Origin of the sequence: Pannonibacter carbonis, assembly GCF_003012935.1 — a bacterium.
Taxonomy (GTDB): Bacteria; Pseudomonadota; Alphaproteobacteria; order Rhizobiales; family Stappiaceae; genus Pannonibacter; species Pannonibacter carbonis.
Map to the genome: position 1 here is coordinate 13,660 of NZ_PUDR01000024.1, position 26,036 is coordinate 39,695.

Sequence of the window (26,036 nt, forward strand, 5' to 3'; positions counted from 1 at the left end):
CTGTCTGCCTCTTCGTCCTTGCCTGCCCTGCGCGGCAGCCCTGCCTACAGGCCCTTTCAGGACCGTGGCCGGCCGGCGCCGCCTCAGGGGGCTTCACAGCCCTGCTTGCTCTTCGCCCAGGAAGAGAAGCGCCAATCTTGTGCTCGCCCCACTTCAGTCTAGCCCGGTGAGTGTAACCAAGCCCTTCATGTCCATCGGTCTCGCCCACCGATATTGCGAAGCGCGACGCATGCGACCGAAGACTGGCGACAACGCCAATCCTTACCCGCCCCGGCTGCCGGCGCAATGGGCTGTTTCACCAAGATCGCTGCATTCGCAGAGACACCGCCTGCCGCTTCGAACCTTTGCGTTCCGTCACCGAATGTAGGTGCGCAGTTGCATTTTGGAAGATCAATCCTGAGTGAAGCTGAAGTGGTCTTGCCCTTGCCGTCTGTAAGGACCGCAACCGAAACAGGGTCGCGCACTTGCTGCAATGCAGCATGATCGGTAATTGCGCCCAAAACAAAAGCGCCCGGGAACCATCTGGTTCCCGAGCGCCTGAAACGGCCGCCTGAAACTCAGGCGGTCATGGCCGGATTGCTTACTTGGCAGTCTTGCCGAGCACGCCTTCGTAGGGCTTGTACATGTCCTTGGCGAGGTCGGTGTACATCTCGCCAATCTTGGTGAACTGGCTGACAGCGCCTTCATAGGCGGTCTTGAAATATTCGGTCTGGGCCTCGAACGCCTTGTCCAGGGACTTGGCGGAGACGATCTTCTCGACGGCAGCAGTGCCTTCTTCGAAAGACTTCTTCTGGTAATCAGCAACTTCGGCAGCGATCGCCTGCAGGCTCTTGCTCATGCCACCAGCCGTCTGAACAGCCAGTTCCATGTGTTCCTTGCTGAATTTCTGGATGTCTTCAAGATTGTTGATCATGTCCTGCCCTCGATGTTGCGGCCCCTTCAATCGGTGAGGAGCGCGGTAGGTGTCCCGGAGCGGCCGAGCTGCGCAATAATTACGCAATGCACAAAAAAGTCAATGAATTTTTTGCACTGCAATATAACCATCCGTGTCACCACGTAGGCTCCCGACAGCAAGGTTCACGAGAGTTTAAAATGAACCGGCGTTTTACTCATTCGTAACCGCGTTGCCGTCACACTGGTGTCAGTAGGGTGCACGAAGCGGGCGCGCAGTGTCGGGGGACAACCGCGTCGGGCGGCTTCGTGTGTGTGGGTATGCCCCCAGAACGGGGACGGCGAGAGTTCGGACGGTATGCGTAGATTTCTGGCGGCGTTTTCGATCGGTCATTTTGCAAGGAAGATTGCTCAGTTCACGGTGTTGTCCGCCTGCATGTTTGCAGGGGTCGCCGTGGCCCAAGAAGCACCGAGATATTCTGGCATCGTCGTCGACGCCAAGACCGGCGACGTGCTGTACTCGGCCGCCGCTGATGAACTGCGCTATCCGGCAAGCCTGACCAAGATGATGACACTTTATGTGGTGTTCGAGGATCTGGAAGCAGGCCGCCTGAAGCTGGACACGCCATTGCGCGTATCGGCGCGTGCCGCAGCCCAACCCCCTTCGAAACTCGGCCTGACGCCGGGCTCTACCATTTCCGTGCGTGACGCGATCCTGGCCCTGGTCACCAAGTCGGCCAATGACGTGGCGCTGGTGATTGCCGAGAATGTCGGTGGCAGCGAGGCCCGCTTTGCCGATCGCATGACGCGCACCGCGCGCCAGATCGGCATGTCGAAGTCGACTTTCAAGAACCCGCATGGCCTGCCCAACGCCGGGCAGCGCACCACCGCCCGCGACATGGCCCTTCTCGGACGCGCCCTGCACGAACGTTTCCCGAACTATTTTGAGTTCTTCAAGACCCGCAGCTTTGCCTTCCGCGGCCGCACCTACGGCAACCACAATCGCCTGCTGGGCGCGGTCCCGGGCGTCAACGGCATCAAGACCGGCTACATCCGCGCTTCAGGTTTCAACCTGGTCACCTCTGTTGAACGGGATGGCCGCCACATCGTTGCCGTCGTTATCGGTGGAACAACAGGCCGCTCGCGCGATGCGCAGATGGTCAAGCTGATCAATGAACACATGAAGAAGGCGAGCACAGGACGCCGGACTGCGCCGGCCATCGTGTCGCGGTCGGGTCCGCTGGCTGTTGCGGCCATGACCGAAACAAGACCGTCCGCGCCGCTCAAGGTCAATGCTCCGCTGAAGGCCCCCATTCCGGGCGTAAAGCCGGAGATCGAGCCGCGTCCGGTGGCTGTCGCCCTGGCAAATGTCGTCCCTCCGAAAGAAGCGCCGCGCAGCACGCCGGCACCGGTTGCCGCCGTTGCTGTCCCGGTTCCGGCTCCCGCAGCCCCCGCTCCTGTTGCCGCCATTCCGGTTCCCGCGCCGCAGTTGCCGGGAGAGACCTCCACCCTGACAACCGGGTCGATCCCGAACCCGCGTTTTGCAGCCGCGTTCGATGCCGTCGCCGAGACCCCGGTCGAGACTGTGCCCGCCCCCGAAACACAAGTTGCCTCCATTGCCCCTGTTGCGCCGCTGCGCGGCAAGGTCAAGGCCGAGGACACCACGGTGACGGTCGCCACCAACAATGCGTCTGAAGCCGCACCCGGCTGGCAGGTGCAGATTGGCGCCGCCGAATCCGAAACTGCCGCCATTGGCCTGCTGAAAAAGGCGCGCGAGGCTACCGGATCCGCGCTGCGCCGCAATGACCCGCACACCGAGCCGGTCAACAGCAATGGTCAAACCCTGTTCCGCGCCCGTTTCGTCGGGTTCGACGACAAGAACTCGGCTCTCTCGGCGTGCAAGACGCTGAAGAAAGCAAAGTTCAACTGCTATGCCGTTTATCAGTAATCGCGTTTGGAGTGGTTCAATGTCCTCCGAGAAGCTTGTCTTTAGCCTCGTTGAGTTTCGCAGCCAGGAAGGTGCTCCCCCCCTGGTCGGGGTGGAGCCGCTTCATAAGCCGGCGGTGCGCAGCTCGGATTTCCGCTTCGCTGGCGCCGGGCGCAAGCCCCAGGATCTGGTGGGCCTCCTGATCTGTCATGGCGCCCGCGCCCGGCGTGCTGCCCTGCCGGTCTGCTCCATCCGCCTCGAAGTCTACACGCCAGCCGGCAAGCCGGCGATCGAGGTAAGCTTCAGCTAAGGCCAGGCTGTCCGCGTCTGTGGCGGCCTCCCGCCACAGACCTCTCAGTTCTTGAGGTGACAGGCTGTCGAGTTCGCGCCCGCTGTAGGACCCGGCCAGAACCATGCCTGTCATCCGCCCGCTGTCATGGTCCAGTTCCATTTCAATCAGGGCCGTTCGCACCCGCGACTTTTGCCCACTCGCCGGTTTTGAATTGCCGCGCGACATCGGCCAGCCCCTTGCCCCTCCGATCAGGCCCAGCAAGGTTGCACCGAAAATGGCTGCCGGAACAGCCAGCCCGAAGCGACCGGTGACACCGAGCCCGACGGCGGCCGCCAGCAGCAGGACGCCTGCGGTTGTCTTCAGATTGCGGGCAAGACTGGCTGGACTGGCCGCAATGAATTTCTTGCCGAAATAGACATAGGCGAGAAGCAAGGCAGCCCCGGCAATGAAATAAACCATCAAGTTTCCATCTGTTGCAGCAGCAGCCGCGCACCGCCTGCGCCCCGCGCCTCAAGCGCCCGCAATCCGTCAAGGCCACCGCTGGCATAGGCCGCGACCGCCCGAAGCAAGGCGCCCAGTTCCGCTGCCGCACGGCCATCGAACCGCAGATGCACACCGCGCGTGAGCCGGGCAATCTCAGCAAAGGCGATGCTGGCGTCAGGATCGACCCCTTCCTGGAACAGGAACACCGGCACGCCAAGCAAGGCAAGCTCCCCCGCCCGCGCGCAGAGGAGATCGACATCCTCCTCGACACAATCCCCGACATAGACAAGGGCTTTCAAGCCACCGGCCCCGGCTGCGTCCCTGGCAGCTGACAGCACCTTGCGGATCTGGGTGTGGCCACCCTGGCAGGTAACCTTGTCCATCATCCGGCCAAGCGCCCGGGCATCCGGAACCCAGGGCGAGGCGCGGCATTCGCCAAACCCGCGAAAATACACGAGCTTGACCTCAAGCCCCCCGGCGCGGGCGGCCTCATCAAACATCGCGGCCTGCAGGTCTCGCGCCCGGTCCCAGGTCGGCTGGCGGCTCATGGTGGCATCAAGGGCGAACATGAGACGGACGGCAGGATTTGACGTTCCAGCCGGCATCGCGGCGCGGTTCAGGAAAGCTGCGATCTCGGCAGGCGCCGATCTTGCGGCGACGGGGCCGCCCTCCCCGGAACCGGGCGCAACAGTCTGCTTCGTTCGCTTGCTGGTCTCGTCCATTGAGCTCCACCCTCGCGGCTGTCCGGGCGTCCATTGCCCTTGTTGAAGCCGTAGCCCTAAGGTTGGAGCCCTTTGCCGCGAAGGCAAGACCGATCCGCCGCGAACAGGCTGGATCCGGGCTGCAAACGCTGGTGTGGCTACAAAAGCCCCAGTTCTGCCAGATCCCGGCGCATGTCTTCGGGCAACTCCTGGCCGCCCGATCCACCCCGCATGTCGGCGGGTGCCTCCTCGGCCTTGAGATAGCGCCAGCCCTGGAACGGGCGGCGTGGCTGCATCTGGGTCAGGATCAGGCGCGGCTCCAGCACCAGATCACAGCGGTTGATGCCATCTGCATCCTTGAAAGGCCGGATATCGACAAGATGCTGCCGCACCTGGATGTAACCCTTGATCACCCAGTAGAGCGATCCCCCGCCAAGGATCTCCTCGCGCCGGGTCGGCACCATGCGGGTGGTGTGGGTCTGCTCGCGCGGCAGGCCGGCAGCCACCAGCTGATCCATGCGGAAGTCGATCCACGCCTGGAGGTCCTCGACGCTGTCCGCGCCCACGCAGAGTTTGACGATGTTCAATGCCATGACCAATTCCCTAACAAGCAGCTCTGACCGGGCAAAGCCCCCTCTCCCGCCATATCGGGCTTATGCACAGGCCCGCCACCCCGCCCCCTTGCCTTTCCCCGGCGACGCAGCATGATTGATCTTATGGATGTTTTCTTGACCGGTGGAACCGGCACCATTGGCAGCGCGATCCTCAGACGCCTTCTGGCGGACGGGAAAAACGTTGCCGCGCTTGCGCGATCCGCTGCCAGCGCCCGGTGGCTGGCCGATTCGGGGGCAACGCCAATCCCAGGCGACCTGGCCAATCCCGAAGCATGGATCGGGACCGCTGTGGCCTGTCGTGGCATCATTCACACCGGCGCGAGCTTCGGGCCCGACATGGCCGGCGAAGAACGCCGCTTTGTCTCGCTGCTGCGGCGCATGGTCCCAGATCTCGCCGAACCGCCGAGACTGGTCTATACTGGAGGCATCTGGGCCTTCCCCGCCAGTCCGGATCAGCCGATCAGCGAAAGTGCCGCCTTTGATCCGCTGCCAGCCTTCTCACATCTGGGGGAGCTGACCCGCTCCCTGTTGACGATCCCGCGCATGGGCGTCGCGGTCATTCATCCGGCGCTGGTATCGGCGCCCGGACGCGGGCCGCTTGCCGAGATGGCCGAGGCTGCCGTCAGCGGCCAGCCCTTCGTGACCCGCGCGAAGCCCGAGACCATCTGGCCACTCGTCGATGCGGATGATCTGGCCGATCTCTACCTGCGCGCACTGGCCTCGTCGCAGTTCCGTCTCAGCCTGATTGGGGCCGGGCTTGCCGGCGCAAGCCTGTCCGAAATCGCGGCTTGCGTAGCGGATGCCTGCGGGGCTTCCGTTTCCATTGAAACAGAATCTGCCCCGGACAGTGATCCCCATCATGATTTTGCCGCCGGCTTTGCCCGCTCACAGGTAGCGTCATCGCTGCGCGCCCAGCGCATGCTGGGCTGGCGTCCGGTGTGCAACAGTCTGACTGCGCTGGTTGAGGTTGCTGTCGGACCGATCCCGGCCGCGCCGCGCTCATCAACAGCCCCTCTTCACACGAAGGCGGAAGCCGCAGTCGCCGTTCCGGAGCCTGCGGCTGAACCGGTCACTGCCCCGCAGGCAGAGCCGGAACCGGCCACATCAGAACCGCAATTGCCCGCTGACGCGGACGTCGCCCTGGATGCGTGGGCGGAGGACGAATTGCCGCCCCTCCCCTTGCGCTCGCGGTCTGTTGGACCGGATGTTGAGACGGCGGGCCCCTTTTCTGACGACACCGGCGGCCTGGCTGCGCAGTCGGGTGAGTGGGAGGCCGACAGGCTCCCCGATCTGGGGCGGGAGCCGGACCCGGACTTCGTTGCCCCGGCCGTAGACGGCGTGATCGATCCCCAGGACGAGCCCTCGCAGGACGCAGCCATTGCGGACGAGCCAGTAAACGACCCATCCAGGGACGATACGCTTTTCCCGGAAACCAAACCGTAACGGCACTTCGCTACGCTATCGCCAGGGCTGATACATGCCCTGGAGCTTGTAGCCATGCCGCGCCGCCTCGCTGCCCTGTTCGTCGCAGCCGTCTTGCTCATGGGGGCCGGGTCATCCGCGCGAGCGGACGATCAAACGTCGGACCTCATTGCGCTCGGACCGTACCAGATGGTCAACACGGCAGGGTTCACAACAGACGCGAACGGGCAGCGCGAAGATTTGCCGACCGATCTTCGGTCCGTCGAAGTTCTGCTTGATCTGACCCGTGATCGCACGGTCATGGTGCTGACATTCGAGACCATGCGCCTGCCCCTCCCGCGACTTTGGAACGGGCTGGCAGCCGTCGACTGGGGCGGCAGCAACGCAATCACCCTGCGCCGCGAGGACATCCTGACGCTGACCGGCAAGGACACGCTGGAGGACGTCGACACCTATGGCGCGAAGATCGACTGGCCTGACGTCGGTCCGGCAACCCTTGTCCTGTTCGAGGCGGGAGGCAGCAGTTTTGCCGGGTTCATCATCAGCAAGCCAGGCGGCCGGACCATCGTGCGGCAGATGGAGGCCCATCGCTATTTCGCCAGCCGCCCTCGCGCTGCGCGCGGACGCTGACAGGGACGCAAGACGACAGCCCAAAAAGACGAAAGGCGCGGAGTGCTCCGCGCCTTTGTCAAACTGGATGCCTGGAAGCCGGGTTCAGCGGACGACGGTGACTGCGGTTTTGGCAGTTTCAGCGTCGGCGAACAGCATGACCAGAGCCAGCATGCCCCCGAGAACGAGTACCGTCCAAACGGTAACGCCCCAGCAGGACTTCTGTACGTTTTCGTCCATGAAAACCCTTATGATCCGCGCCGCCCCCGGCTCCCGCAGGACCCGAATATGGCGGCTTTGCGGCATGAGATTTAATGAGTTCCTAATACCTTCGCAAGCGCAAAAACAGGGCACCTGATGCGCCGGCTATGCATTGCTCGCAATTGCCTCAATGAGATCAGACGCTTGCCGATCTGCAGCATCCCGTTGATAAATTGAAGCCATCAGGATCACTGTTGAATCGATTTAACCAATCCGCAATGAGTAGGACGATTTGATGACCGCACTTGCCCCGCTCGACTGGATCGCCATTGGCTGGTTTCTCACTGCCTGGATGGGTTTCAACCTGATTGTCGAGGTTTCGCCGCTGAAGACGCGCAGCCTGTCGATGCGGATGGAGGCCTATCGCTATGGCTGGATGCGGATGATGGCGAGCCGGCAGGTGCGAATCATGGACACTGCGATCCTTACGGGACTTCAGCAGGGCACGGCGTTTTTTGCCTCGACGGCGCTGCTGGCCATCGGCGGGGCCTTTACCCTGCTCAATGCCGCCGACCGCATCGTCGAGATTGCCGGAGATCTCTCCGTGCCGGTCGTTGCCAACCGGACCTTGTGGGAGGTCAAGGTGCTGGGGCTGATGCTGATCTTCGCCTATGCGTTCTTCAAGTTCAGCTGGGCCTATCGCCTGTTCAACTACGCCAGCATAGTGATGGGTTCAGTGCCCGATGCGACGACGACGGATCGCGACGAACTGGCCCGGACGGTCCATAAGGCCGGGCGGCTCAATGCGCTGGCCGGCCGGCATTTCAACCGTGGCCAGCGCGCGTTCTTCTTCTCGATCGGTTTCATGGGCTGGTTCGCCGGGCCGCATGCGCTGGGGGTCACGACCCTTGCGGTGTTGATCGTGCTTCTGCGGCGTCAGTTCGCGTCAAACGCCCTTGAGGCAATCAGCGATTCCGAGCAGGCCCCCTCCGTGCCGATCAACGAGACATCCGGGGCAAATACCGACACCGGCTCCTCGAACCCCTTCACGTAATAGGTGCCATGCAGCTTGTGGCGGCATCCCATCAGGTCGGCGACCGCATCCGAGACCAGAACATCCCGGTCGAGATGCTTGGCAAGATCGGCAACGCGCGAGGCCAGGTTCACCACCGGCCCGACCACGGTGAAATCCAGCCGTGTCGCACTGCCGACATTGCCGAAGAACACATCCCCGGCATGCAGGGCAATGCCGGCCCGGATCTGCGGAACTTCCTCGCAGCAATTGGCATTCACATCCGCAATCCGCAGCACGGCGTCCCGGGCGGCAAGCAGCGCCCGGCCTGCGGCGTCCCGGGCCTCGATCTCATCGGTATAGGGGAAAATCGCCATCACCTCATCGCCGATGAACTTCAGCACCTCGCCGCCATGCGCCTCGACGGTCTCGGCAATCGCGCCGAAATAGTTGTTCAGCAACGAGATCAGCTTGTCGCCCGGCAGCTTGTTGGACAACTGCGTGAAGCCACGCAGATCGGCAAAGGTCACGACGGCCGAGATCAGCTCACCTTCGCCGCGCTTGATGCTGCCGTTCAGCACCTTGCTGCCGGCGCGCGGGCCGACATAGGTGTTGAGCACGGTCTCCGCTGTCCGGCGCAGGGTGTTGAGTTCGCAGATCAGCCCGAGCGGGCGAACGATGGTCTCGAACACCGCAATATGCGACACGGTGAAGCCGCCCGGAGCCCTGGTCGCAAGCGTCAGCGCCTTGGTGGTGCCGTCGCTGAAGGGCATCGGCAGCGCAAGGTAGTCAGTATAGCCAGCGGCCCTGAGGTCGGGAATGACGCCATATTCCCAGGCCTCCGGCTCAGGCAGGATGCGCACGCGCACAGCACGGCCCTCGACATAGACCACCTTGAGCGGGCTGCTGTTGTAAGCCTCCTCAAGGTTCTCCGCTTCGAGATAGCGCCGCAAGGCTCGCTCGCCGTCTGTCGTCCAGATGGCACTTTCAGCGCGGACATTCGGATGCAGCAGCGTGATGCCAGTGGTGATCCGGTCAACCGGAACCTTGGCCTCGTTCAGCCGCTTGCCGAGTTCGCTCACGAGCACAAGACTGTCCTTGATGCTGATCGCATCTCCCGACAGCCATTGCATCACCTGCGCTGCGATCAGCGGTGCCTCCAGCGACATGGCCGGTTCCTTACATGTTGGTTTCCAACGCTGAAGATAGGGCTCGGGCACCCTGCTTGAAAGACATCCAGACCAGAAAACAACTGTTCACCGGCAAAGAACAATGCCTGCAGCCCGGCGCTTGATTCAGGGAGCGGGAAACAGGGCGCTGCTGCGTCCGGTGGCCCAATAGGCGGCGAGACCGATCCATTCCCGCACGCCCAGATCGAGCCGGGTCAGACCTTCGGAGATCGCGTCGAAGCCGAGCCAGAGATCTTCATCGCCGCGCGTGCGCCAATCGACCGGATAGGGAACCAGCCCGGTCCAGCCCGCCTGACGAAAGACTCCGACGGCGCGCGGCATGTGCAGGGCCGAAGTAACGAGCAGGTAGGTCTCACCCTCTTTCGGGCGCAGCAGGGCCCGGGTTTCCATGGCGTTTTCCCAGGTGTTGCGGGATTTGTCCTCAAGGACAACCAACGCAGGATCCAGCCCGAACCCATCGAAAATGCGCCCGGCTGCCATGGCCTCAGTGGTCGTGTTGCCGAATAGGACACCCTGCCCGCCCGAATGCACGATCCGCGCCTCCGGATACCGCCGTGCCAGTTCCGGCACAACGGTGAGCCGTTCGCCGGCGGTGGTAATCGCCGGATAGGGCCTTGCCCCCGACACCACCGTGTCGATCGCTCCGCCCAGGACAATGATCGCATCTACCTTTTCGGGAAGAGGATCGGGCTGGGAGAACCGGTTTTCAAGCGGCAGCAGCACAAGGTTGGCCAGCGGCGAATATCCGGCGATGGCGATACAGAGCGCTGCAGTCACCATCACTCCCTGGCCAATGCGGCGTGTTCTTGCAAACAGCAGCGCAAACGCCCCGACGAGCAGCATCAGGACAAGGAAGTTCGATGGCCGAACCAGGATGAAGAACAATTTCGACAGATAAAAGAACATCGTACCCGGCCAAATCTGCTATGTGCCATTTCATTGTGCCGCGACCGGAGCCGCTGTGTGACCCTCGACCGCTTCTATCTCATCGTGAATTCGGCCAGCTGGATCGAACGTCTTCTGCCGGTCGGCTTGCCACTCGTCCAGCTCCGGGTCAAGGATCTCGACGAGGACAGCACGCAAGCGGAGATCCGCCGGTCACTCATCCTGTGCAAACAGGCTGGTGCGACGCTGATTGTCAACGACCATTGGCAGGCGGCCATTCGCTGCGGCGCTGACTGGGTCCATCTCGGCCAGGAGGATCTGGACACGGCCGACATTGCCGCCCTGCGCGCAGTCGGCATCCGGATCGGCATTTCGACCCACACGCCGGCCGAGCTCGACAGGGCCCTCGCATTGGCGCCTGACTATGTTGCCCTCGGACCGATCTACGAAGCCAGAGGCAAGAAGGTCGACTATCCGACGCAAGGACTGGCGAGAATCAGCGAGTGGCGGCAGCGTGTTTCCTGCCCGCTCGTCGCCATCGGCGGGGTAACCCTGGAGACTGCCCCAGCCGTCTTTGCTGCCGGTGCCGACAGCGTCTGCGTCATCACCGATGTGCTTGGCGCCACTGACCCCGAAGCCCGCTGTGCCGCATGGCTTGCCGCACGGGCGTCGTGGGCGCGGAGCTGAGCGGACCGGCAAACTGACATGAGGCGACAAGCTGGCGGATTGCGGCAAGTCGTGACCCAGATCACATGTCCTGACCGCGTTCCGTTCCACTGTCGCGATGTGGAGACAGGATTCTCGCATCGGGGCATATGATCATGACACTTTATCTGGAACTCGGCGGCCGGACTGCCATCCTGAACGCCGTCAGCGCGGCCCTCGCCGGCTCGGAGACGACCCTGCCCGGCACAGCCGAGGACTTCACCGAATTCCTGGTGTTCCTGTTCGGCGGTGCGCCGGTCTATGAGGGGCCGGCGCTGCACCAGACGCTTGGGTCCGTCTGCCGCGATCATGCCGGTTTTGACCGGCTCGTCGACGCACTGGCCCGCAACCTGATCCGCTCGCCGCGGACCCGGCCGCTCGACCACGATGTGCGCCGAACGCTCGAACAGATCCGCTGCCATGCCGTGCGCGGCCCTCATCCGGTCGCACTGTCGGCAGCGCCCGTGGCCTCACTGCAGCCGCGTTTCGGCTAACGCAACGGCACATTGCAGGCACGAGGTACCAGCATGCGCCAGGACATCAATCCCGACAGACAAAAGCCCCGCAACCAGGACCGGTTGCGGGGCTTTTCCCGATCACGATAGCAGTTGTCGCTTACTTCATGTCGTCCACGTTGGCGACGATCTTGCCGACGAGGCCATATTCGATACCCTCTTCCGGGCTCATCCAGTAGTCACGGTCGGTGTCTTTTTCGATACGCTCGATCGGCTGACCGGTCGCATCAGCGAAGATCTTGTTCAGGCGGTCGCGCATCTTGAGGATCTCGCGGGCCTGGATCTCGATGTCGGTTGCCATGCCACCGGCACCACCGGACGGTTGATGCAGCAGGAAGCGGGTGTTCGGGGTGCAGAAACGCAGTTCCTTCGGCACCGACACATAGATCAGCGCACCGGCGCTCGCGACCCAGCCCATGCCGAGAATGCGCACATCCGGACGGATGAAACGGATGGTGTCATGGATCATGTCACCAGATTCGACGTGACCGCCCGGGGAGGACACGATCACGGTGATCGGATCACTCGAGACCTGCGCCAGCGCCAACAGGCGCGAGCAGACGTCACGCGCCAGTTCCTGGGTGATCGGCCCGGTGATCAGCACGGTCCGGGCGTCAAACAGATGCTTGTCGACGGGGATCGACTGCGGCGTCTTGGTCTTCTCTTCCTCGTCATCCTCGAGGCGAGCGGGCACCGACATGTTGAGATGGCTCATGCGCTGGGAAGCTCCCTTGTGACTTCTCGCCGGCTCAGGCCGACGCAGTTCCTTCTGGCCCATACTTATGCGAAGCGCTCGCGCGCCGCAAACACGGAAAGCCAGTTTTATCCGGCAAGGGTTATCAACTGGGCAACGCCGGGACATTCGGCAAGCCCCAATCGCACCCTTGCCCCCTGAAGACGCCGGAAAAGGTCAGCCAGGCAATGATTGGAGATTGCCAAAATCGCCGATAATCACGTCGCCACGCGACGTTTGCACCTCCGCGATGCTGACCCGGCCACGACCGTCCCTCTTGGCGTCATAGAGCGCAGCATCCGCACGGGCCATCAGCATGGCCAGGCTTTCCCCAGCTTCAGCCCGCGCCAGCCCGACACTGGCCGTCACCACCCGCGTCCCGCGATGCTCGGGCTCCCGGATGCTGCGTCCCAACAGGCCACAGATCTTTGCCGCCATGCCGGTCGCCTGCCGCGTTGCTTCCCCGACGACCAGCACCGCAAACTCATCGCCGCCGATGCGGCCAAACAAGGCCCCCTCCGGCAGCAGGCCGCGCAGGCGTTCGCCAAACAGGGCCAGCACCCGGTCTCCCTCACCATGGCCGAAGATGTCGTTCAGGGCCTTGAACCGATCCAGGTCAATGGCAAGCAGAACCGCCTCAGCGCCGTCCTGATGCGCCTGCACAAGAGCCGCTTCACTGCGCGACTGAAACGCCTCCCTGTTCAAGGCTCCGGTCAGACTGTCCTCGCTCGCCTGCCGACGCAGATCCTTCAACTGGGCGTCCAGGAATATCGTGGCCGCGAAAAGCCCCCCCAGAAACACGGCGATCAGTTGCAGATAAATGGTCGCAGCCAGCGGCGCATTGTTGGCCGCCAGCACAATCGGTTCGGAGGACATTGCAGCAATGCCAGCCCGCACAAGCTGGACCAGGGTCATGGCGCCGATCAGGCCGGCAAGAGCGAGGCAGACCTTGCGGCCGCCGACAACGCTGCGGGTGAATTCGAAGGCGATGATGCCGCTGCAGGTTGCCTGCAACAGCGTGACGGCGATCAGGCGGTTCTGGTCATTGTCGTAGATGCCAGGAATGAAACACAAGACGCCCCAGATTGTGCAGGGCAGGAGAACAGCGACCATCGGGGTTGCCCGACGGCCAAAACTCCGGGTTGCCTTGACACCGAGGCCGACACCGACGAGCAGGATCCCGTTGGCAACCGCAATCGACCAGACATCCGGGATCTGCCCCCGGGCCGACAGCAGGAGAAACGCCGGAACCCGCAACATCAGGCTCAACGCCCAAAGCCGGAGCCCGGGCTCCGCGCGCTGGCGCAGCCACACGAGATACAGAACGACACCGACCATCAGGCTGAGCGGAGCCAGCGCAAACAAAATGGTCAGACTGTCGAGAACCATAGGACACATCCCGATGAACGCCGGGGGCCAGACCTGCCACCAAAAGGGGCCTGCCTGATTTGATGGCGCGGATCTTAGACCGGGAGTCTTTACAGGCTCGTTAAATCTGCCGTGCGGAGATCCACTAATCGGTCGCAGTCAAACGGCGGAGCCGCCGCAGATACGTAGCCACGATGATTTTGTGCGCCGTGGCCACAGGCGCCATATAGAGCTTGCCAAACAGATTATGCACCTTCACCGAACTGGTTACGGTGTAGAGCTTCCCGCGCACCGACAACCAGGTCATGACATCCAGATGTCTGTCGCGGACGGTGAGCACCAGATCGTGGTCACTGATGTGATCAACATGAAAGAAATCAAGCGTCTGCCCGGCCCCAACGGTCTGCCATCTTGCACTTTTCTTGCCAGAGATCGGTTCAACGCCAAAGGGTGCCGAGAAAAGATCCCGCAGCCGCATCGACAGCTCGAACAACGGCATGTCCTTTGACCGCATCAGGTTCCAGCCTTCCAGAGCCGTGACCACCCTGCCGGTTTCCGTGCCGCGTTCATCAAAAAAGTCGAGGGTCTGGCGCGGGGCAATCAGGAAAGGGACGGCAGTCTCGGACATGGTTTACTCGCTTTGCAAGTCGGCCCGCAGCGGGCCGACTTGTTTGGCAAGTTAGCAGGTGCCAGGTGCCACCGCGCCCGGACGCATCGACGCAACCCGGTTCTGCCGCGCTCCCGCTGCGCGGCAGTACCGACCAGCCAATCCTACTTCGTCTTGTTGAACAGCTCGCGGCCGATCAGCATGCGGCGGATTTCGCTGGTGCCGGCGCCGATCTCGTAGAGCTTGGCATCGCGCAGCAGCCGGCCGGTTGGATAGTCGTTGATGTAGCCGTTGCCACCCAGCAGCTGAATGGCGTCGAGCGCCACCTTCGTTGCCGTCTCGGCGGCATAGAGGATTGCACCGGCGGCGTCCTCGCGGGTGGTCTCGCCGCGGTCACAGGCCTGCGCCACCGCATAGACATAGGCGCGGGTGGCGTTCATCGACACATACATGTCGGCAACCTTGCCCTGCACGAGCTGGAACGTGCCGATCGGCTGGCCGAACTGCTCGCGCTCGTGGATGTAGGGCATGACCACGTCCATGGCGGCCTGCATCAGGCCGACGCAGCCGGCGGCCAGCACCGCGCGCTCGTAGTCGAGGCCGGACATGAGCACATTCACGCCCTTGCCGATTTCAGCGAGCACGTTTTCCTCCGGCACCTCGCAATCCTCGAACACCAGTTCGCCGGTTTCCGAGCCGCGCATGCCGAGCTTGTCGAGCTTCTGGGCGACCGAGAAGCCCTTGAAATCCTTCTCGATCAGGAACGCGGTGATACCGCGTGATCCGGCAGCCGGATCGGTCTTGGCATAGACGATCAGCGTGTCGGCGCAGGGACCGTTGGTGATCCACATCTTGCTGCCATTGAGAACATAGCGGTCGCCCTTCTTGTCCGCCCGCAGCTTCATCGACACCACGTCGGAACCGGCACCCGGCTCGGACATGGCAAGCGCGCCGACATGCTCGCCGGAGATCAGCTTGCCAAGATAGCGCTGCTTCTGGTCGTCATTGCCCCAGCGGCGCAGCTGGTTGACGCAAAGGTTCGAATGCGCGCCGTAGGACAGGCCGATGGAGCCCGAAGCGCGGCTGACTTCTTCCATGGCGATGCAGTGCTCGAGATAGCCAAGGCCAGCCCCGCCCCATTCTTCCTCGACGGTGATGCCATGCAGGCCCAGCGCGCCCATTTCAGGCCACAGTTCGCGCGGGAACCAGTCCTCGCGGTCGATCCGGTTGGCAAGCGGCGCGATACGGTCCTGCGAGAAGCCACGCACGCTGTCGCGCAGCATGTCGGCAGTCTCGCCAAGATTGAAGTTGAACCCCGGAATGTCATTGCGGATCATGGCGTTCCTCCCGTTTACTTTCACATGAGTTGAATTGTTGGGCACCGGACCTCAGTCCTCCATGCCCTCCATGCAGATCATCGAGAACAGGCCGGTGGCGACATGCACCTCGCCCTCGTCCAGGAGACCGTAGACATCGGCCTTGCAGATGGTCAGCATCCGACCCGGCTTGATCACGCGGCCCCGCGCCACCAGCGCCCGGCCCCGGCCCGGATTGAGCAGGTTGATCTTGAATTCGGTCGAGAGCACGCCGGTGCCCTTGGGAAACAGCGACAGGGCGGCGTAGCCGGCGGCGCTGTCGGCGATGGATGTCGTCGATCCGGCGTGGAAGAAACCGTGCTGCTGGGTCAGATGCGGCGCGAAGGGCAGCGTCAGGTCCATCTCGCCCGGTGCCAGATGGCTGATCGCGGCGCCCAGATGCGTCATGTAGGGCTGACGGGCGAAACTCGCGCGCACGCGCGCCTCCCAGTCGGGATCGCGGGGTTGAAAGCCACTGGCACCGGTTTGCAACGCTGTTGTCATGCGCCCTCCTCTCCTGCCTCGTGCGCGACGCCCAGCGCCTCCATGCGCGCCCGGCAGCCGGCTTCAACCTCGTCCAGATCGGCCAACGACATCTCGATGTCCTTCAGCTTGTCCAGAAGTTCGGCCCGGCGCAGCGCGATCTTGTCCATCAAGAGGCGCAATTGACCCGCCTCGCCCGGGGCCTTGCCGTACATGTCGATGATTTCGCGGATTTCGGAGAGGGCAAAGCCAAGCCGCTTGCCGCGCAGGATCAGCTTCAGACGGGTCCGGTCGGCCGGCCGGTACAGCCGCTGCCGTCCGCGCCGCTGCGGCGTGATCAGCCCTTGCGCCTCATAGAAGCGCAGCGTCCGGGTGGTGATCCCGAACTCCTGGGTCAGCTGTGTGATGGTGTAAAGCCGCTGCTGCATCATCCCCTCCGCGGGCATCATCCTCTGACTTTTACGTCAAAGTCAATTACCTTGATATTTTTGTTATTTTTCAATTATTTGAACGGATCCTTCTCTTCCCCGGACTCACCACACGGCACACATCAATCACCTTCGTCATGCCATGACTTGATCATGGCATCCATGCCGTGACCTCACCTCACGACCAGCCTCAGAGAAGGACGCCCTCGCCATGCTGTGCCCGCACGGTAAGGCAACAGCATGGATGCCATGGCCCTGCCATGGCATGACGACAAGGGAGGGCGATGATGGAACGTCTGGTGCTGAAGGACCGCTGCGAGGCCGTTCCGCCAAGCACCTGCCCGCACCGCACAAAAAACCTAACCGTATTCGTCATGCCATGACTTGATCATGGCATCCATGCCGTGACCTCACCTCACGGCCAGCCTCAGAGAAGGACGCCATCGTCAGGCTGTGCCCGCACGGTAAGGCAACGGCATGGATGCCATGGCCGAGCCATGGCATGACGACAATGGAAAGTGAAAACAGCGTGTCTGCTGCTGAAGGGATGCAGCGGGGACGATAGGCAGCCGCCCTTGCCCTCACATCGGCAATCGGAACCAGAGCGCGGCGATGCCGAGGAAGGCGAAGAAGCCGATGACGTCGGTGACCATGGTCACGAAAACACTCGACGCAATGGCCGGATCGATCCTGAAGCGGTGCAGGGTCATGGGGATCATCAAACCTGCCAACCCAGCGCAGAACATGTTGATGATGATCGCCGAGGCAATGACGATTCCAAGCCCGTGGCTGAGGAACCAGAGCCCCGCCGTGGCCCCGATCAGGCAGGCAAGCAGCGAGCCGTTGAGGAAACTCACCATCACCTCGCGGCGCAGGACCCGCCAGATGTTGCGCGTGTCCAGTTCCTCGGTCGCGATGGCACGCACGGCAATGGTCATCGTCTGGGTGCCGGCGTTGCCGCCAAGCGAGGCGACGATCGGCATCAGCACGGCGAGCGCGACCATCGCCTCGATGGTGCCCTCGAACTGCGAGATCACCGTGGCGGACAGAAGCCCGGTGCCCAGGTTGAACAGCAGCCAGACAATGCGCGAGCGGGCAATGGTCAGCACGCTGTCGGAGATTTCTTCATCGCCGACACCGGCCAGCGCCTTCATGTCCTCGTCGGCCTCTTCCTGGATGACGTCAACGATGTCATCGACAGTCAGGACACCGACGAGACGGTTGCTGTCATCGACAACGGCGGTGGAGACAAGGTTGTAGCGCTCGAACAGGCGGGCGACCTCTTCCTGGTCTTCCTTCACCGGGACGGAATGCGGATCTTCCTCCATAATCGAGGCGATTTTCTCAGCCCGCTGGGTGCGCAGGATCCGGTCGAGCGCCACGGAGCCGACCAGCCGGAAGCCGGGGTCGACCACATAGAGCTCGTAGAAGGTATCGGGGAGATCCTTGTCCTCGCGCAGATAGTCAATCGCCTGCCCCACCGTCCAGAATGGCGGCACGGCGATGAAATCGGTCTGCATGCGGCGGCCGGCGGAGTCTTCCGGGTAGTCCAGCGCCCGCTCGAGCTGCGCGCGTTCCGACAGTGGCAGCTCGTCCAGAATGGCAGCCTGGTCCTCCTCGTCGAGGTCCTCCAGAATGTAGACGGCGTCGTCGGAATCGAGTTCGCCAAGGCCCTCGGCGATGTCCGCCGTCGGCAGGTCCTCGAGCAGGCGGACACGCACCGCCTCGTCCATTTCGGTGAGGGCCGCATAGTCGAACAGGTCGCCCATGAGCTGCACGAAGGCCGCCCGGTCGCTCGCCGGCAGCGCATCCACGAGATCGGCCATGTCGGCCTCGTGCATGTCGCCGGCCAGGCGGCGCACCTCGTCGCGGTCGCCGGCCTCGACGGCCGCATGGACGGCTGAGATAAAGGCATCGGTCAGCCAGCCCGCGTCGTCATGAACGGGGATCTCGGCAGCCGCATCAACGGCCTCGTCGCGAAGTTCGGGTTCGGCCATTTGCCCCTCCTGCCGGATCACTCGGAAGTCCTGCGCCAGCCGTGCACAGGCACGCTCACAACTACCCGCGACCTGCTGCTTTGGCTATTGAAATCAGGGACGGATTCACTGCTGTGCGCGCAGCCTGAAAGACAGCCGTACGCCCGCCTCACGGCACATCCGGACATCCCTTGGCAGTGGCGATCCCGCGGAGCGCCGCAAGATAGGCCTTGACCTCCCCGACCAGCACCCGCTCGTCCTGTGACACACAGGTCCGGTTGCGGAAGAACGCCTGCCGGGCCCGGTCATCGCGCGGACAGACCCCGCCATCGGCGCGGATCTTTTCGCCAAGATACCAGAGCTGGCTGCAGGTCATCTGCTGCAGCTCCTGCTCGGGCCGGCCGATGTTGCGCTGCTGTTCAGGCGAGGTGAAGCCGGCAAGGCAAAGGCCCAAAAATGCAAGCGAGAGGCAGCTCTTGATCCGACCGCGCATGGCAGCAGTCCCCTTTGCCAGGTAGACAAGCGCAGCACCGGCCGGCCACGCCCCGAGCACAAATGAAAAAGGCCCTTGCAGGCACCTCGCAAGGAGGTATCGGCAAGAGCCTTTTCATCAAGAAAATGGTGCGGTCGAGAAGACTCGAACTTCCACGGGTTGCCCCACAGCGACCTCAACGCTGCGCGTCTACCAATTCCGCCACGACCGCATTTTCTTGTTCCCGGCGCCTCTCAGCGTCGAGGCGCTCCATGTAGCAAATCGGTTTTTGCCGCGCAAGGGCCTTCTCACCCTTTGCCGACAAATCGCTCCACGCCCACCCAGCCTGTGGGTAACTTCATGTGGCACAACAAAAAAGGCGCGGAAACCCGCGCCTGCAACAACCATTCAACCACCGACCTCAGCCGATCACAGCGGCCCGTCGGTCCGCATCGGGCGAACCTCGGGCGCACGCAGCAGCACTTCCGTGATGGAAACACCGATCTTGTCGCCGAGCAAAACGACTTGCCCCTTTGCCACAAGCGTCTTGTTGGCATAGATGCTGACGTCATCTTCTTCAGCGACGTCCAGATCGATCACAGCACCGCGCCCCATGCGCAGCAACTGGTGTACCGGCATTGTCGTCCTGCCGAGAACGACCGATATATCGATGCTGATATCATCAAAGGTGGCCATCACGCCTGTCCGCCTGTATGTAACGACGCCTCAGGACCTTGGCCGCCATTGACCAGTTCGGCAAGGTCCTGACACGGACTGTACCGCCAAACCCGGCATCAAAGCCATCGCAAAGCAGCCCCAGCGCCATGCCGACAGCCACCCGCGAAGCCCTCGTCCCCGATTTTCAGCCACTCGACGGTTCAGCGCCAGTCGACTGGCTGATCTCCGACGCACCGGTCGCCTATGAAGATGCCCTGGCCGTCATGGAATCACGCGTCGCGGCCATCGCGGAGGGAACAGCGCCGGAACTGGTGTGGCTGCTGGAACACCCGCCACTCTACACGGCCGGCACCAGCGCCAAGACCGAGGATCTGCTGACACCGGACCGCTTCCCGGTCTTTGCGGCCGGACGCGGGGGACAATACACGTATCACGGTCCGGGTCAGCGCGTGGCCTATGTCATGCTCGACCTGAAACGGCGCCAGCCGGATGTCCGCGCCTTTGTCTCTGCATTGGAAGCCTGGGTCATCGGCACCCTGTGGCAGCACCATGTCCGCGGTGAACGCCGGGAGGACCGGGTCGGCGTCTGGGTCCGCCGCCCGGACAAGGGCGCAGACCGGGAAGACAAGATCGCCGCCATCGGCATCCGTGTGCGCAAGTGGGTCACCTTCCACGGTATCAGCCTCAACGTCGACCCGGATCTGGAGCATTTCTCGGGCATCGTGCCGTGCGGCGTCGAAGCGCACGGCGTCACCAGCCTTGTCGACCTCGGCATCCCGATCACGCTACCTGAAGTTGACATAATCCTCAGACAACAGTTCGAGGATGTATTTGGAGAGACCAGACTTGTAAGTGAATGAACTTACAAACCAGTCCTTATGTATCCAACTGATCCGGCAATTGAATTTGACTTTGCGTCAATTCCATCGAACGAATTTATATTCAGGCCCAGAGAGTATACCTGTTACACCACTCACTCAAAACTGTCACAAAACTGTTATCCGCTCCGCTTAGCTCTGCAGCGCTCACTATTCCGTGAGCAAAAAGCCAAGGAGCTACCCTCATGTCGACGCCCAAGAGCAACATGAGCCGCCGCGACTTTCTCAAGTCGACCACCGTGGCTGCCGGTGTTGCAGCCCTCTCCCCGATGATCGTGTTCCGCGCCAATGCCGCCGCTGGTCCGGGCGAACTGCTGATGTCCCCGGCAACGCCGAACCCGAATGGCGCCTTCGAGCGCCTGTTCCTGCTGAAGGGGGATCCGCTGGCCGGTCCGGTTTCCCGCATCGTCACCGCCGAAGGCAATCCGGTCCCCGCTCCGGCGCTCGCCCCCGGCGACCGTCGCGTGTTGCGCCTGATGCATTTCAATGACATGCACAACCACCTCACCGACCAGCACGCCAAAAAGGGCGACACCCATCGCCTGTCGCAGATGGTGCAGAAGCTGCGCCAGACCCGCGCGGCGGCCGGCGACAAGGAAGTCGTGCTGTTCGTCTCCGTCGGCGATGACCACACCGGCTCGGTTTTTGATGAACTCGTCGGCTGGTCGCCGGAAGAATTCGTCACCGATCCGGCCTACCGCGCCTATTCCGCCGCCGGTCTCGACATTGCCGTCCTCGGCAACCACGAGTTTGACCGGGGTGCGGAACTGCTGCGCATGGGCCTGAAGCGGGATGCCACCTTCCCGGTCCTCTCCGCCAACGTGCATGGCTCGGCCTTCATGGCACGTGACGAGGATTATGTCTGCGCCGCCATCGCCGAGGCCAAGGGCCTGCGCATCGGCTTCATCGGCCTGACCACCGCCGTCGACACCCGCGTCGGTCAGCCGTCCGACCCGAAGCTGGCTGTCGCCAGCCCGGTCGAAGCCATCCGCAACGTGCTGCCAGCCGTGGCAGAAGTCTGCGATGTCGTCGTCATCCTGTCGCATTGCGGCTTCGGTTCCGGCTCGCATCGCTCGGGCAAGGCGGGTGCAGCCCGCATGATCGGTGAAGGCGACCTCGACATTGCAGCCGCTGCCGGTCCGCTGACTGACAAGCCGATCGTCCTGCTCGGCGGCCATTCGCACACCAAGCTCAACAGCGATGGCATCGACGCAGACAATGTCGTCGACGGCGTGCTGATCACCCAGGCCGAAGCCAACGGCAAGTATCTCGGCGACATCGCCATGTCGATTGCCGCCGAGAACGGCCGCAAGGCCTGGTTCTCGTCCGTCAGCCTGCATCCGGTGAAAAACCGCGATGACCGCGTCAAGGCAGACGACCCGACCTACGCCAGCCTCGAACATGATGGCGACTTTGACGCAACCTTCGAAGCCGAGACGATTGCGCCGCTGCTGAAGGCGCTGGAGTCCAAGCTTGCCGAGGAAATCGGCCAGGTCGCCGATGACGAACTGGTCTCCACCGAGCGCACCATCGCCGACCGCTACATTCGCGAGGTGGCCATCGCCAACTTCATGAATGATGCGCTGGTTGAACGTTCGGCAACCTTCCCCGGTGGCCAGATCGACATCGCCCTGTTCAACGCCACCGGCCTGCAGACCGGCATCGGCAAGGGCGCACTGACGTTCAAGGCCTGGTATGATGTCATGCCTTATGCCGACAACGTGCATGTCGCCACCATGACCGGTGCCCAGATCCGCGACATGCTGGACAACAACGCCAAGCGCTTTGTCCGTCCGGAAGAGCTTGCCTCCGGCACGCTCGACCTGACGCAGTTCGTGTCGCGCGGCCTGCTGCATTTCTCCAGCGCCCTGCGCTACAAGGTCGATTTCGGCGCCTCGGCAGCCGAAGCTCGCGCCGTCGACATCACCATCGCCGGAGCACCGATCGACACCGTCCTCGACAAGACGTTCAAGGTCGCCTTCAACACCTATGTGTCGCTGGGCGCCTTCGGGGAAGCGTGGAACGGCAAGCCGATCTCGGGCGGCGTTGCCGGCGACATCGCCAGCATGGACCTGCGCAAGCTGGACTATGACCACACCGGTCTTGTCTATCGCAACGAGATCATCGCCCATATCCGCGACCTGAAGGTAATCACCGCCGAAACCGGTGCCCGTCTCGACGGCCGCCTCATCACCGGCTGATTTCCGCGCAACTGACCTGCAGCCAGGGGCCCTGCCCCTGGCTGATCCCTCTCCCTCTCCCCTCCCCGCACTGCACCAAGGCACAAGCCTGCCGCAAGCTTCCTCGTCACTAATACCGGTGCAAACGGCCGCGCGGGCCGAAACCGGGGCCAAAGCGGCCGGACGTTCAGGGATGGCAGGGGCATGGATCTGGTCAATCCGACACCAACTCGCATCGAGTACATTCATGACGACAAGGCGCAAACCCGCGTCGGCAGCTTCATCATCGGGATTGGCGGCATCGCCTGCGTCGTCGGCAGCCTGGTTGCCGATAGTTTCTGGCCGGCCCTCTTGGTCGCCGTCATCGCCGGCGTGGTGATCCTGCGCCTGCACCGGCAATGCGCCCGTACCAAGGTTATCTTCGACAAGACCAACGACCGGCTGCTCTTAGAACATCGCACGCCCGGTGGCCGGCTGATGGGCAGCGAGCGGCTGCAACTGTCGCATCTGGAAAATGTCGTGCTGGAACGGGCCGGAATATTGCACAATTTCATGTCGAAGAAGGTCTGGCAGCGGCCGGTGATGATCGTCGCGGGCCGGCGCGTGCCGCTGACCTTTGCCAGTTATGAGACTGGCGGCGTTGCTGAAAATATTGCCGCTCAGCTGCGCGAGAAGTTCGAACTGCCCCGTTCGGCACGTTTCAACGAGATCGCCCCGGCCCCGGAGCAGGGCAAGACCATCAAGTCTCGCAAAAGCGTCAGCGACGAGCCGGACGATGGCGGCATGAATGCGCTGGCCAAGCGTGCCCGCGCCATTCGCGACCGCAGCGCCGAAAGCGAAGCCTGACCGGCCCTCGCCCGCCAGATCGCAGCGCACCCCCTAAGAGTTACAGGATGCTGTATTTACATCCCTGGATTTTATCTACTCTAGGTCATATTGACAATATCCGCGCCAGCATTCCGAAAACCTCACTACGGCAAGTCCGTAACTCACCCCAGTTTCGACCTAATAAATACTTTAATCACGAATAAAGCCTAGCTTCGGACACGAAGTGCCCTTGCGGCACAGTATTGCCTCGGAGCCACCAATGTCTGCATCCGCCTCCACGTTGTCAGGGCGCAGCCTGATCACCAAGATCCTGGCCGCTGCCACGGCTGTCATCGTCCTGATTTTTGCAGGCTTCGCCCTTTACAACGACAGCGTCCAGCGCGGTCAGGTCGAAACGCGCGTCGAACAGAACCTCGGCCTCATCAGCAAGGCCATGTCGCGCAGCGTGTCGAACTGGCTGTCAGGTCGCCTGGCGCTGACGGCACTCACTGTCGAAACCCTCGGCAACCGGCCCAATGCCGAGATCACCAATGACGACTTCAACAAGCCGGCACTGACGCAGAACTTCGCCATGACGTATTTCGGCACGTCGGAGGGGGCATTCCTGCTGTTTCCGCTCGCTGACATGCCAGCCGGCTATGATCCGCGCGTGCGCCCCTGGTACAAGGATGCGGTCGCCCAGAACGGCCTGACCATCACGGAGCCCTATCTGGATGCATCTTCCGGCTCCCTGACCGTGACAGTGGCTGCACCGCGCAAGCTGGACGGCCAGATCGCAGGTGTGATCGGCTCGGACTTCTCCATCGAGACCATCGAGACGATGCTGAAGGAGTCTGATCTTGGCGATCTCGGCTACCTGTTCATTGCCAACAAGGACGGCAAGGTCCTGATCCACCCGACCCGCGACGCTGTCGGCAAGAGCCTCTCCGAGCTTTTCGCCGGCACTCAGGTGGCCATGACCGACCGGCTGCAAACGGTGGACAGCCCGGATGGCACTCGCATCCTCTCGTTCGTTCCGATCTCCGGCCTGCCCGGCGTCGATTGGTATGTCGGCATGTCCATCGACGAGGCGGTTGCCTATGCCGAGGTGGCCGAGTTCCGGCAGTCGGCTATCATTGCCGTGATTGCCGCAATCGTCATCATGCTTGGCATTCTCGGTACCCTGTTCCAGCGCCTGCTGGCCCGCCCGCTGGCCTCGATCACCTCGGCCATGAGCCGCATCGCCAATGGCGATCTTTCCGCCGGCATCCCGGGCCTTGATCGCAAGGACGAGATCGGCGCAATCGCGAAGGCCGTGCAGGTGTTCAAGGACAATGCCATCGAACGCGAACGGCTGCAGGAAGAACAGCGGCTTGAGGAAGCGGCCAAGCAGCGCCGCGCCGAAGCCGTCGACCGGCTCATCAATCACTTTGCCCAGGATGTCAGCGGCTCGCTCAGCACCGTGACCGGCGCAACCCAGGATGTGGTCTCCACCGCCCGGCAGCTCAGCCAGACCTCTGTCGCCAGCTCGGAAGGCGCCAACCACGCCGCGGCTGCTTCCGAGGAAGCGGCCGCCAACGTCCGTTCGGTGGCAGCAGCATCGGAGGAACTCACCTCCTCCATCGCCGAGATCGCCCGCCGCGTCGAGCATTCGAACCAGATTGCCTCCAAGGCATCCTCCGCTGCCGACGAAACCAACGCCACGGTGCAGAGCCTCGTCCAGACGACCGAGAAGATCAGCCAGATCGTCAAGCTGATCAGCGACATCGCCGCCCAGACCAACCTCCTCGCCCTCAACGCCACGATCGAGGCAGCGCGGGCGGGCGATGCCGGCAAGGGCTTTGCGGTCGTCGCCAGCGAAGTGAAGTCGCTCGCCAACCAGACGGCTTCAGCCACGGAAGAAATCGCCACCCAGATCCAGGCGATGCAGGCCGTCTCCAACCAGGCAGCCGTGGCGATCCAGAGCATCGGCGAGGTCATCGGCCAGATGAACTACATCTCGACCGAAATCTCCGCCGCCGTCACCCAGCAGAGCGGCGCCACCACCGAGATCTCCCGCTCGGTGCATGAGGTGGCCACCGGCACCCAGAACGTCTCCGAAACCCTCACCGGCGTGTCGCGCGGGGCCAACGAGACCGGTGACAGCGCCCAGACCCTGCTCTCGGTCGCAACCCAGCTGACCCAGCAGACCGACAACCTGCGCCAGCGCATCGATGCCTTCTTCGGCGAAATCCGCGCCGCCTGACCGCATCTGAGGCTTTGAAACGAGAAACGGCGGCCCCTATGGCCGCCGTTTTTGTGTCTGGAGGGGCAGGCTTCCTGCGCCCCCCCACTGGCCGTCATCCCCGCCTTGTGCGGGGATCCATACAGGCTTGACGTCTGCTGAAGCCTCTCGGGCCGCCCCAAACGTGAATGGCAGATCCCCGCACAAGGCACTGCTGTCCGGTTTAAGTTTGGAGGCCTGGGAGTTGCATCTGCCTTGTGTCATTTGGCGGCCTTGGCGGGGCTTTGCTGAGGTGGTCGATTGGCCGTTTGTGCATGATGTTGAGGCGCAGGAGGCGGGCAAAGGCGCGGGGCTGAGGGATTGCGCGCTGGGTGGCATGGACGATGCGCAGCAGGATGTA

27 protein-coding genes and 1 tRNA gene are annotated in these 26,036 nt (G+C 62.9%); 11 read left to right on the forward strand and 17 right to left on the reverse strand.

From position 1 onward, the window contains the following. Positions 1–580: 580 nt before the first annotated feature. Positions 581–913, reverse strand: a complete 333-nt coding sequence (locus C8348_RS21195) for a phasin family protein (protein WP_106755309.1) — start codon at positions 911–913, stop codon at positions 581–583. Positions 914–1,345: 432 nt separating this feature from the next. Between C8348_RS21195 and C8348_RS21200 the strand changes: the two genes are divergently transcribed. After that, positions 1,346–2,839 carry a D-alanyl-D-alanine carboxypeptidase gene (locus C8348_RS21200; RefSeq protein WP_208983845.1) on the forward strand — a complete coding sequence of 498 codons (1,494 nt, stop codon included), beginning with the start codon at positions 1,346–1,348 and terminating at the stop codon, positions 2,837–2,839. A gap of 16 nt (positions 2,840–2,855) precedes the next feature. Here C8348_RS21200 and C8348_RS21205 read toward each other — a convergent pair whose 3' ends face one another. The 3 genes from C8348_RS21205 to C8348_RS21215 form a co-directional block, all read right to left on the reverse strand. After that, positions 2,856–3,569 (reverse strand): DnaJ domain-containing protein, encoded by a 714-nt coding sequence (locus tag C8348_RS21205; RefSeq protein WP_106755310.1) that lies wholly within the window; start codon positions 3,567–3,569, stop codon positions 2,856–2,858. Further along, complete coding sequence (locus C8348_RS21210) at positions 3,569–4,315, reverse strand: VWA domain-containing protein (protein WP_198647179.1); 747 nt, start codon at positions 4,313–4,315, stop codon at positions 3,569–3,571. Before C8348_RS21210 ends, C8348_RS21205 begins: the two co-directional genes overlap by 1 nt. A 137-nt stretch (positions 4,316–4,452) precedes the next feature. Beyond that, positions 4,453–4,887, reverse strand: coding sequence for a DUF1489 family protein (locus C8348_RS21215; RefSeq protein ID WP_106755311.1), 435 nt, complete (start codon positions 4,885–4,887; stop codon positions 4,453–4,455). Positions 4,888–4,998: 111 nt separating this feature from the next. On the opposite strand from C8348_RS21215, the gene C8348_RS21220 reads away from it, so the two are divergent. Further along, entirely contained in the window at positions 4,999–6,351 is a 1,353-nt protein-coding gene (locus C8348_RS21220; RefSeq protein ID WP_106755312.1) for an NAD-dependent epimerase/dehydratase family protein, read from the forward strand. A gap of 54 nt (positions 6,352–6,405) precedes the next feature. Further along, positions 6,406–6,960 (forward strand): hypothetical protein, encoded by a 555-nt coding sequence (locus C8348_RS21225; RefSeq protein ID WP_106755313.1) that lies wholly within the window; start codon positions 6,406–6,408, stop codon positions 6,958–6,960. 84 nt (positions 6,961–7,044) lie between these two features. Here the strand turns inward: C8348_RS21225 and C8348_RS22560 are convergent, their stop codons facing one another. After that, a complete protein-coding gene (locus C8348_RS22560; RefSeq protein WP_279629406.1) occupies positions 7,045–7,179 on the reverse strand; it encodes a hypothetical protein in 135 nt (44 codons plus the stop codon). Between the two features lie 256 nt (positions 7,180–7,435). Here C8348_RS22560 and C8348_RS21235 point away from each other — a divergent pair, with 256 nt between their 5' ends. Then, positions 7,436–8,194 (forward strand): DUF599 domain-containing protein, encoded by a 759-nt coding sequence (locus tag C8348_RS21235; protein ID WP_157950499.1) that lies wholly within the window; start codon positions 7,436–7,438, stop codon positions 8,192–8,194. Here the strand turns inward: C8348_RS21235 and C8348_RS21240 are convergent. Both C8348_RS21240 and C8348_RS21245 read right to left on the reverse strand, forming a co-directional pair. Next, positions 8,077–9,321, reverse strand: coding sequence for an adenylate/guanylate cyclase domain-containing protein (locus tag C8348_RS21240; RefSeq protein ID WP_106755315.1), 1,245 nt, complete (start codon positions 9,319–9,321; stop codon positions 8,077–8,079). The two genes, C8348_RS21235 and C8348_RS21240, sit on opposite strands and share 118 nt — an antisense overlap. A 126-nt stretch (positions 9,322–9,447) precedes the next feature. After that, on the reverse strand, positions 9,448–10,248 hold the full coding sequence (locus tag C8348_RS21245; protein WP_106755316.1) for a YdcF family protein: 801 nt from the start codon (positions 10,246–10,248) through the stop codon (positions 9,448–9,450). A gap of 57 nt (positions 10,249–10,305) precedes the next feature. On the opposite strand from C8348_RS21245, the gene C8348_RS21250 reads away from it, so the two are divergent. After that, positions 10,306–10,914, forward strand: a complete 609-nt coding sequence (locus tag C8348_RS21250; protein ID WP_106755317.1) for a thiamine phosphate synthase — start codon at positions 10,306–10,308, stop codon at positions 10,912–10,914. A 134-nt stretch (positions 10,915–11,048) separates the two neighbouring features. Next, positions 11,049–11,426, forward strand: a complete 378-nt coding sequence (locus C8348_RS21255; RefSeq protein WP_157950500.1) for a globin family protein — start codon at positions 11,049–11,051, stop codon at positions 11,424–11,426. Positions 11,427–11,547: 121 nt separating this feature from the next. Here the strand turns inward: C8348_RS21255 and C8348_RS21260 are convergent, their stop codons facing one another. The 10 genes from C8348_RS21260 to C8348_RS21305 all read right to left on the reverse strand — a co-directional run bounded on the left by C8348_RS21260 (position 11,548) and on the right by C8348_RS21305 (position 19,565). Then, a complete protein-coding gene (locus C8348_RS21260; RefSeq protein ID WP_106755319.1) occupies positions 11,548–12,162 on the reverse strand; it encodes an ATP-dependent Clp protease proteolytic subunit in 615 nt (204 codons plus the stop codon). Between the two features lie 195 nt (positions 12,163–12,357). Then, a complete protein-coding gene (locus C8348_RS21265) occupies positions 12,358–13,569 on the reverse strand; it encodes a GGDEF domain-containing protein (protein ID WP_157950501.1) in 1,212 nt (403 codons plus the stop codon). Positions 13,570–13,693: 124 nt separating this feature from the next. Then, entirely contained in the window at positions 13,694–14,176 is a 483-nt protein-coding gene (locus C8348_RS21270) for a DUF2867 domain-containing protein (protein ID WP_106755321.1), read from the reverse strand. Between the two features lie 143 nt (positions 14,177–14,319). Then, a complete protein-coding gene (locus C8348_RS21275) occupies positions 14,320–15,492 on the reverse strand; it encodes an isovaleryl-CoA dehydrogenase (RefSeq protein WP_106755322.1) in 1,173 nt (390 codons plus the stop codon). 51 nt (positions 15,493–15,543) lie between these two features. Continuing rightward, on the reverse strand, positions 15,544–16,014 hold the full coding sequence (locus tag C8348_RS21280) for a PaaI family thioesterase (protein WP_106755323.1): 471 nt from the start codon (positions 16,012–16,014) through the stop codon (positions 15,544–15,546). After that, positions 16,011–16,421, reverse strand: a complete 411-nt coding sequence (locus C8348_RS21285) for a MerR family transcriptional regulator (protein WP_106755324.1) — start codon at positions 16,419–16,421, stop codon at positions 16,011–16,013. The genes C8348_RS21280 and C8348_RS21285 overlap by 4 nt, the downstream gene beginning before the upstream one ends. A gap of 581 nt (positions 16,422–17,002) precedes the next feature. After that, positions 17,003–18,418, reverse strand: a complete 1,416-nt coding sequence (gene mgtE / locus C8348_RS21290; RefSeq protein WP_106755325.1) for a magnesium transporter — start codon at positions 18,416–18,418, stop codon at positions 17,003–17,005. A 148-nt stretch (positions 18,419–18,566) separates the two neighbouring features. Further along, positions 18,567–18,890, reverse strand: a complete 324-nt coding sequence (locus tag C8348_RS21295) for a YARHG domain-containing protein (protein WP_106755326.1) — start codon at positions 18,888–18,890, stop codon at positions 18,567–18,569. 126 nt (positions 18,891–19,016) lie between these two features. Then, positions 19,017–19,101 (reverse strand) — tRNA-Leu (locus tag C8348_RS21300). Positions 19,102–19,298: 197 nt separating this feature from the next. Then, a complete protein-coding gene (locus C8348_RS21305; protein ID WP_106755327.1) occupies positions 19,299–19,565 on the reverse strand; it encodes a FliM/FliN family flagellar motor switch protein in 267 nt (88 codons plus the stop codon). 128 nt (positions 19,566–19,693) lie between these two features. Between C8348_RS21305 and lipB the strand changes: the two genes are divergently transcribed. From lipB to C8348_RS22325, 5 genes are all read left to right on the forward strand, one after another. Next, the gene (gene lipB, locus C8348_RS21310) at positions 19,694–20,407 is read left to right on the forward strand and encodes a lipoyl(octanoyl) transferase LipB (RefSeq protein ID WP_106755328.1); all 714 of its coding nucleotides are present in this window, start codon (positions 19,694–19,696) and stop codon (positions 20,405–20,407) included. A 203-nt stretch (positions 20,408–20,610) separates the two neighbouring features. Then, on the forward strand, positions 20,611–22,626 hold the full coding sequence (locus C8348_RS21315) for a bifunctional metallophosphatase/5'-nucleotidase (RefSeq protein ID WP_208983846.1): 2,016 nt from the start codon (positions 20,611–20,613) through the stop codon (positions 22,624–22,626). Positions 22,627–22,809: 183 nt separating this feature from the next. Next, complete coding sequence (locus tag C8348_RS21320; RefSeq protein ID WP_106755329.1) at positions 22,810–23,451, forward strand: hypothetical protein; 642 nt, start codon at positions 22,810–22,812, stop codon at positions 23,449–23,451. A 241-nt stretch (positions 23,452–23,692) separates the two neighbouring features. Next, complete coding sequence (locus tag C8348_RS21325; protein ID WP_106755330.1) at positions 23,693–25,657, forward strand: methyl-accepting chemotaxis protein; 1,965 nt, start codon at positions 23,693–23,695, stop codon at positions 25,655–25,657. Between the two features lie 127 nt (positions 25,658–25,784). Continuing rightward, the coding region (locus C8348_RS22325) for a hypothetical protein (protein WP_208983847.1) at positions 25,785–26,036 on the forward strand (252 nt) is incomplete at its 3' end.

Bases quoted from the DNA above. Each gene is read 5' to 3' on its own strand.
- C8348_RS21195 (WP_106755309.1), bottom strand. From the start codon at position 913: ATGATCAACAATCTTGAAGACATCCAGAAATTCAGCAAGGAACACATG.
- C8348_RS21205 (WP_106755310.1), bottom strand. From the start codon at position 3,569: ATGGTTTATTTCATTGCCGGGGCTGCCTTGCTTCTCGCCTATGTCTAT.
- C8348_RS21210 (WP_198647179.1), bottom strand. From the start codon at position 4,315: ATGGACGAGACCAGCAAGCGAACGAAGCAGACTGTTGCGCCCGGTTCC.
- C8348_RS21215 (WP_106755311.1), bottom strand. From the start codon at position 4,887: ATGGCATTGAACATCGTCAAACTCTGCGTGGGCGCGGACAGCGTCGAG.
- C8348_RS21220 (WP_106755312.1), top strand. From the start codon at position 4,999: ATGATTGATCTTATGGATGTTTTCTTGACCGGTGGAACCGGCACCATT.
- C8348_RS21225 (WP_106755313.1), top strand. From the start codon at position 6,406: ATGCCGCGCCGCCTCGCTGCCCTGTTCGTCGCAGCCGTCTTGCTCATG.
- C8348_RS22560 (WP_279629406.1), bottom strand. From the start codon at position 7,179: ATGGACGAAAACGTACAGAAGTCCTGCTGGGGCGTTACCGTTTGGACG.
- C8348_RS21235 (WP_157950499.1), top strand. From the start codon at position 7,436: ATGACCGCACTTGCCCCGCTCGACTGGATCGCCATTGGCTGGTTTCTC.
- C8348_RS21240 (WP_106755315.1), bottom strand. From the start codon at position 9,321: ATGTCGCTGGAGGCACCGCTGATCGCAGCGCAGGTGATGCAATGGCTG.
- C8348_RS21245 (WP_106755316.1), bottom strand. From the start codon at position 10,248: ATGTTCTTTTATCTGTCGAAATTGTTCTTCATCCTGGTTCGGCCATCG.
- C8348_RS21255 (WP_157950500.1), top strand. From the start codon at position 11,049: ATGACACTTTATCTGGAACTCGGCGGCCGGACTGCCATCCTGAACGCC.
- C8348_RS21260 (WP_106755319.1), bottom strand. From the start codon at position 12,162: ATGAGCCATCTCAACATGTCGGTGCCCGCTCGCCTCGAGGATGACGAG.
- C8348_RS21265 (WP_157950501.1), bottom strand. From the start codon at position 13,569: ATGGTTCTCGACAGTCTGACCATTTTGTTTGCGCTGGCTCCGCTCAGC.
- C8348_RS21270 (WP_106755321.1), bottom strand. From the start codon at position 14,176: ATGTCCGAGACTGCCGTCCCTTTCCTGATTGCCCCGCGCCAGACCCTC.
- C8348_RS21275 (WP_106755322.1), bottom strand. From the start codon at position 15,492: ATGATCCGCAATGACATTCCGGGGTTCAACTTCAATCTTGGCGAGACT.
- C8348_RS21280 (WP_106755323.1), bottom strand. From the start codon at position 16,014: ATGACAACAGCGTTGCAAACCGGTGCCAGTGGCTTTCAACCCCGCGAT.
- C8348_RS21285 (WP_106755324.1), bottom strand. From the start codon at position 16,421: ATGCAGCAGCGGCTTTACACCATCACACAGCTGACCCAGGAGTTCGGG.
- mgtE (WP_106755325.1), bottom strand. From the start codon at position 18,418: ATGGCCGAACCCGAACTTCGCGACGAGGCCGTTGATGCGGCTGCCGAG.
- C8348_RS21295 (WP_106755326.1), bottom strand. From the start codon at position 18,890: ATGCGCGGTCGGATCAAGAGCTGCCTCTCGCTTGCATTTTTGGGCCTT.
- C8348_RS21305 (WP_106755327.1), bottom strand. From the start codon at position 19,565: ATGGCCACCTTTGATGATATCAGCATCGATATATCGGTCGTTCTCGGC.
- lipB (WP_106755328.1), top strand. From the start codon at position 19,694: ATGCCGACAGCCACCCGCGAAGCCCTCGTCCCCGATTTTCAGCCACTC.
- C8348_RS21315 (WP_208983846.1), top strand. From the start codon at position 20,611: ATGTCGACGCCCAAGAGCAACATGAGCCGCCGCGACTTTCTCAAGTCG.
- C8348_RS21320 (WP_106755329.1), top strand. From the start codon at position 22,810: ATGGATCTGGTCAATCCGACACCAACTCGCATCGAGTACATTCATGAC.
- C8348_RS21325 (WP_106755330.1), top strand. From the start codon at position 23,693: ATGTCTGCATCCGCCTCCACGTTGTCAGGGCGCAGCCTGATCACCAAG.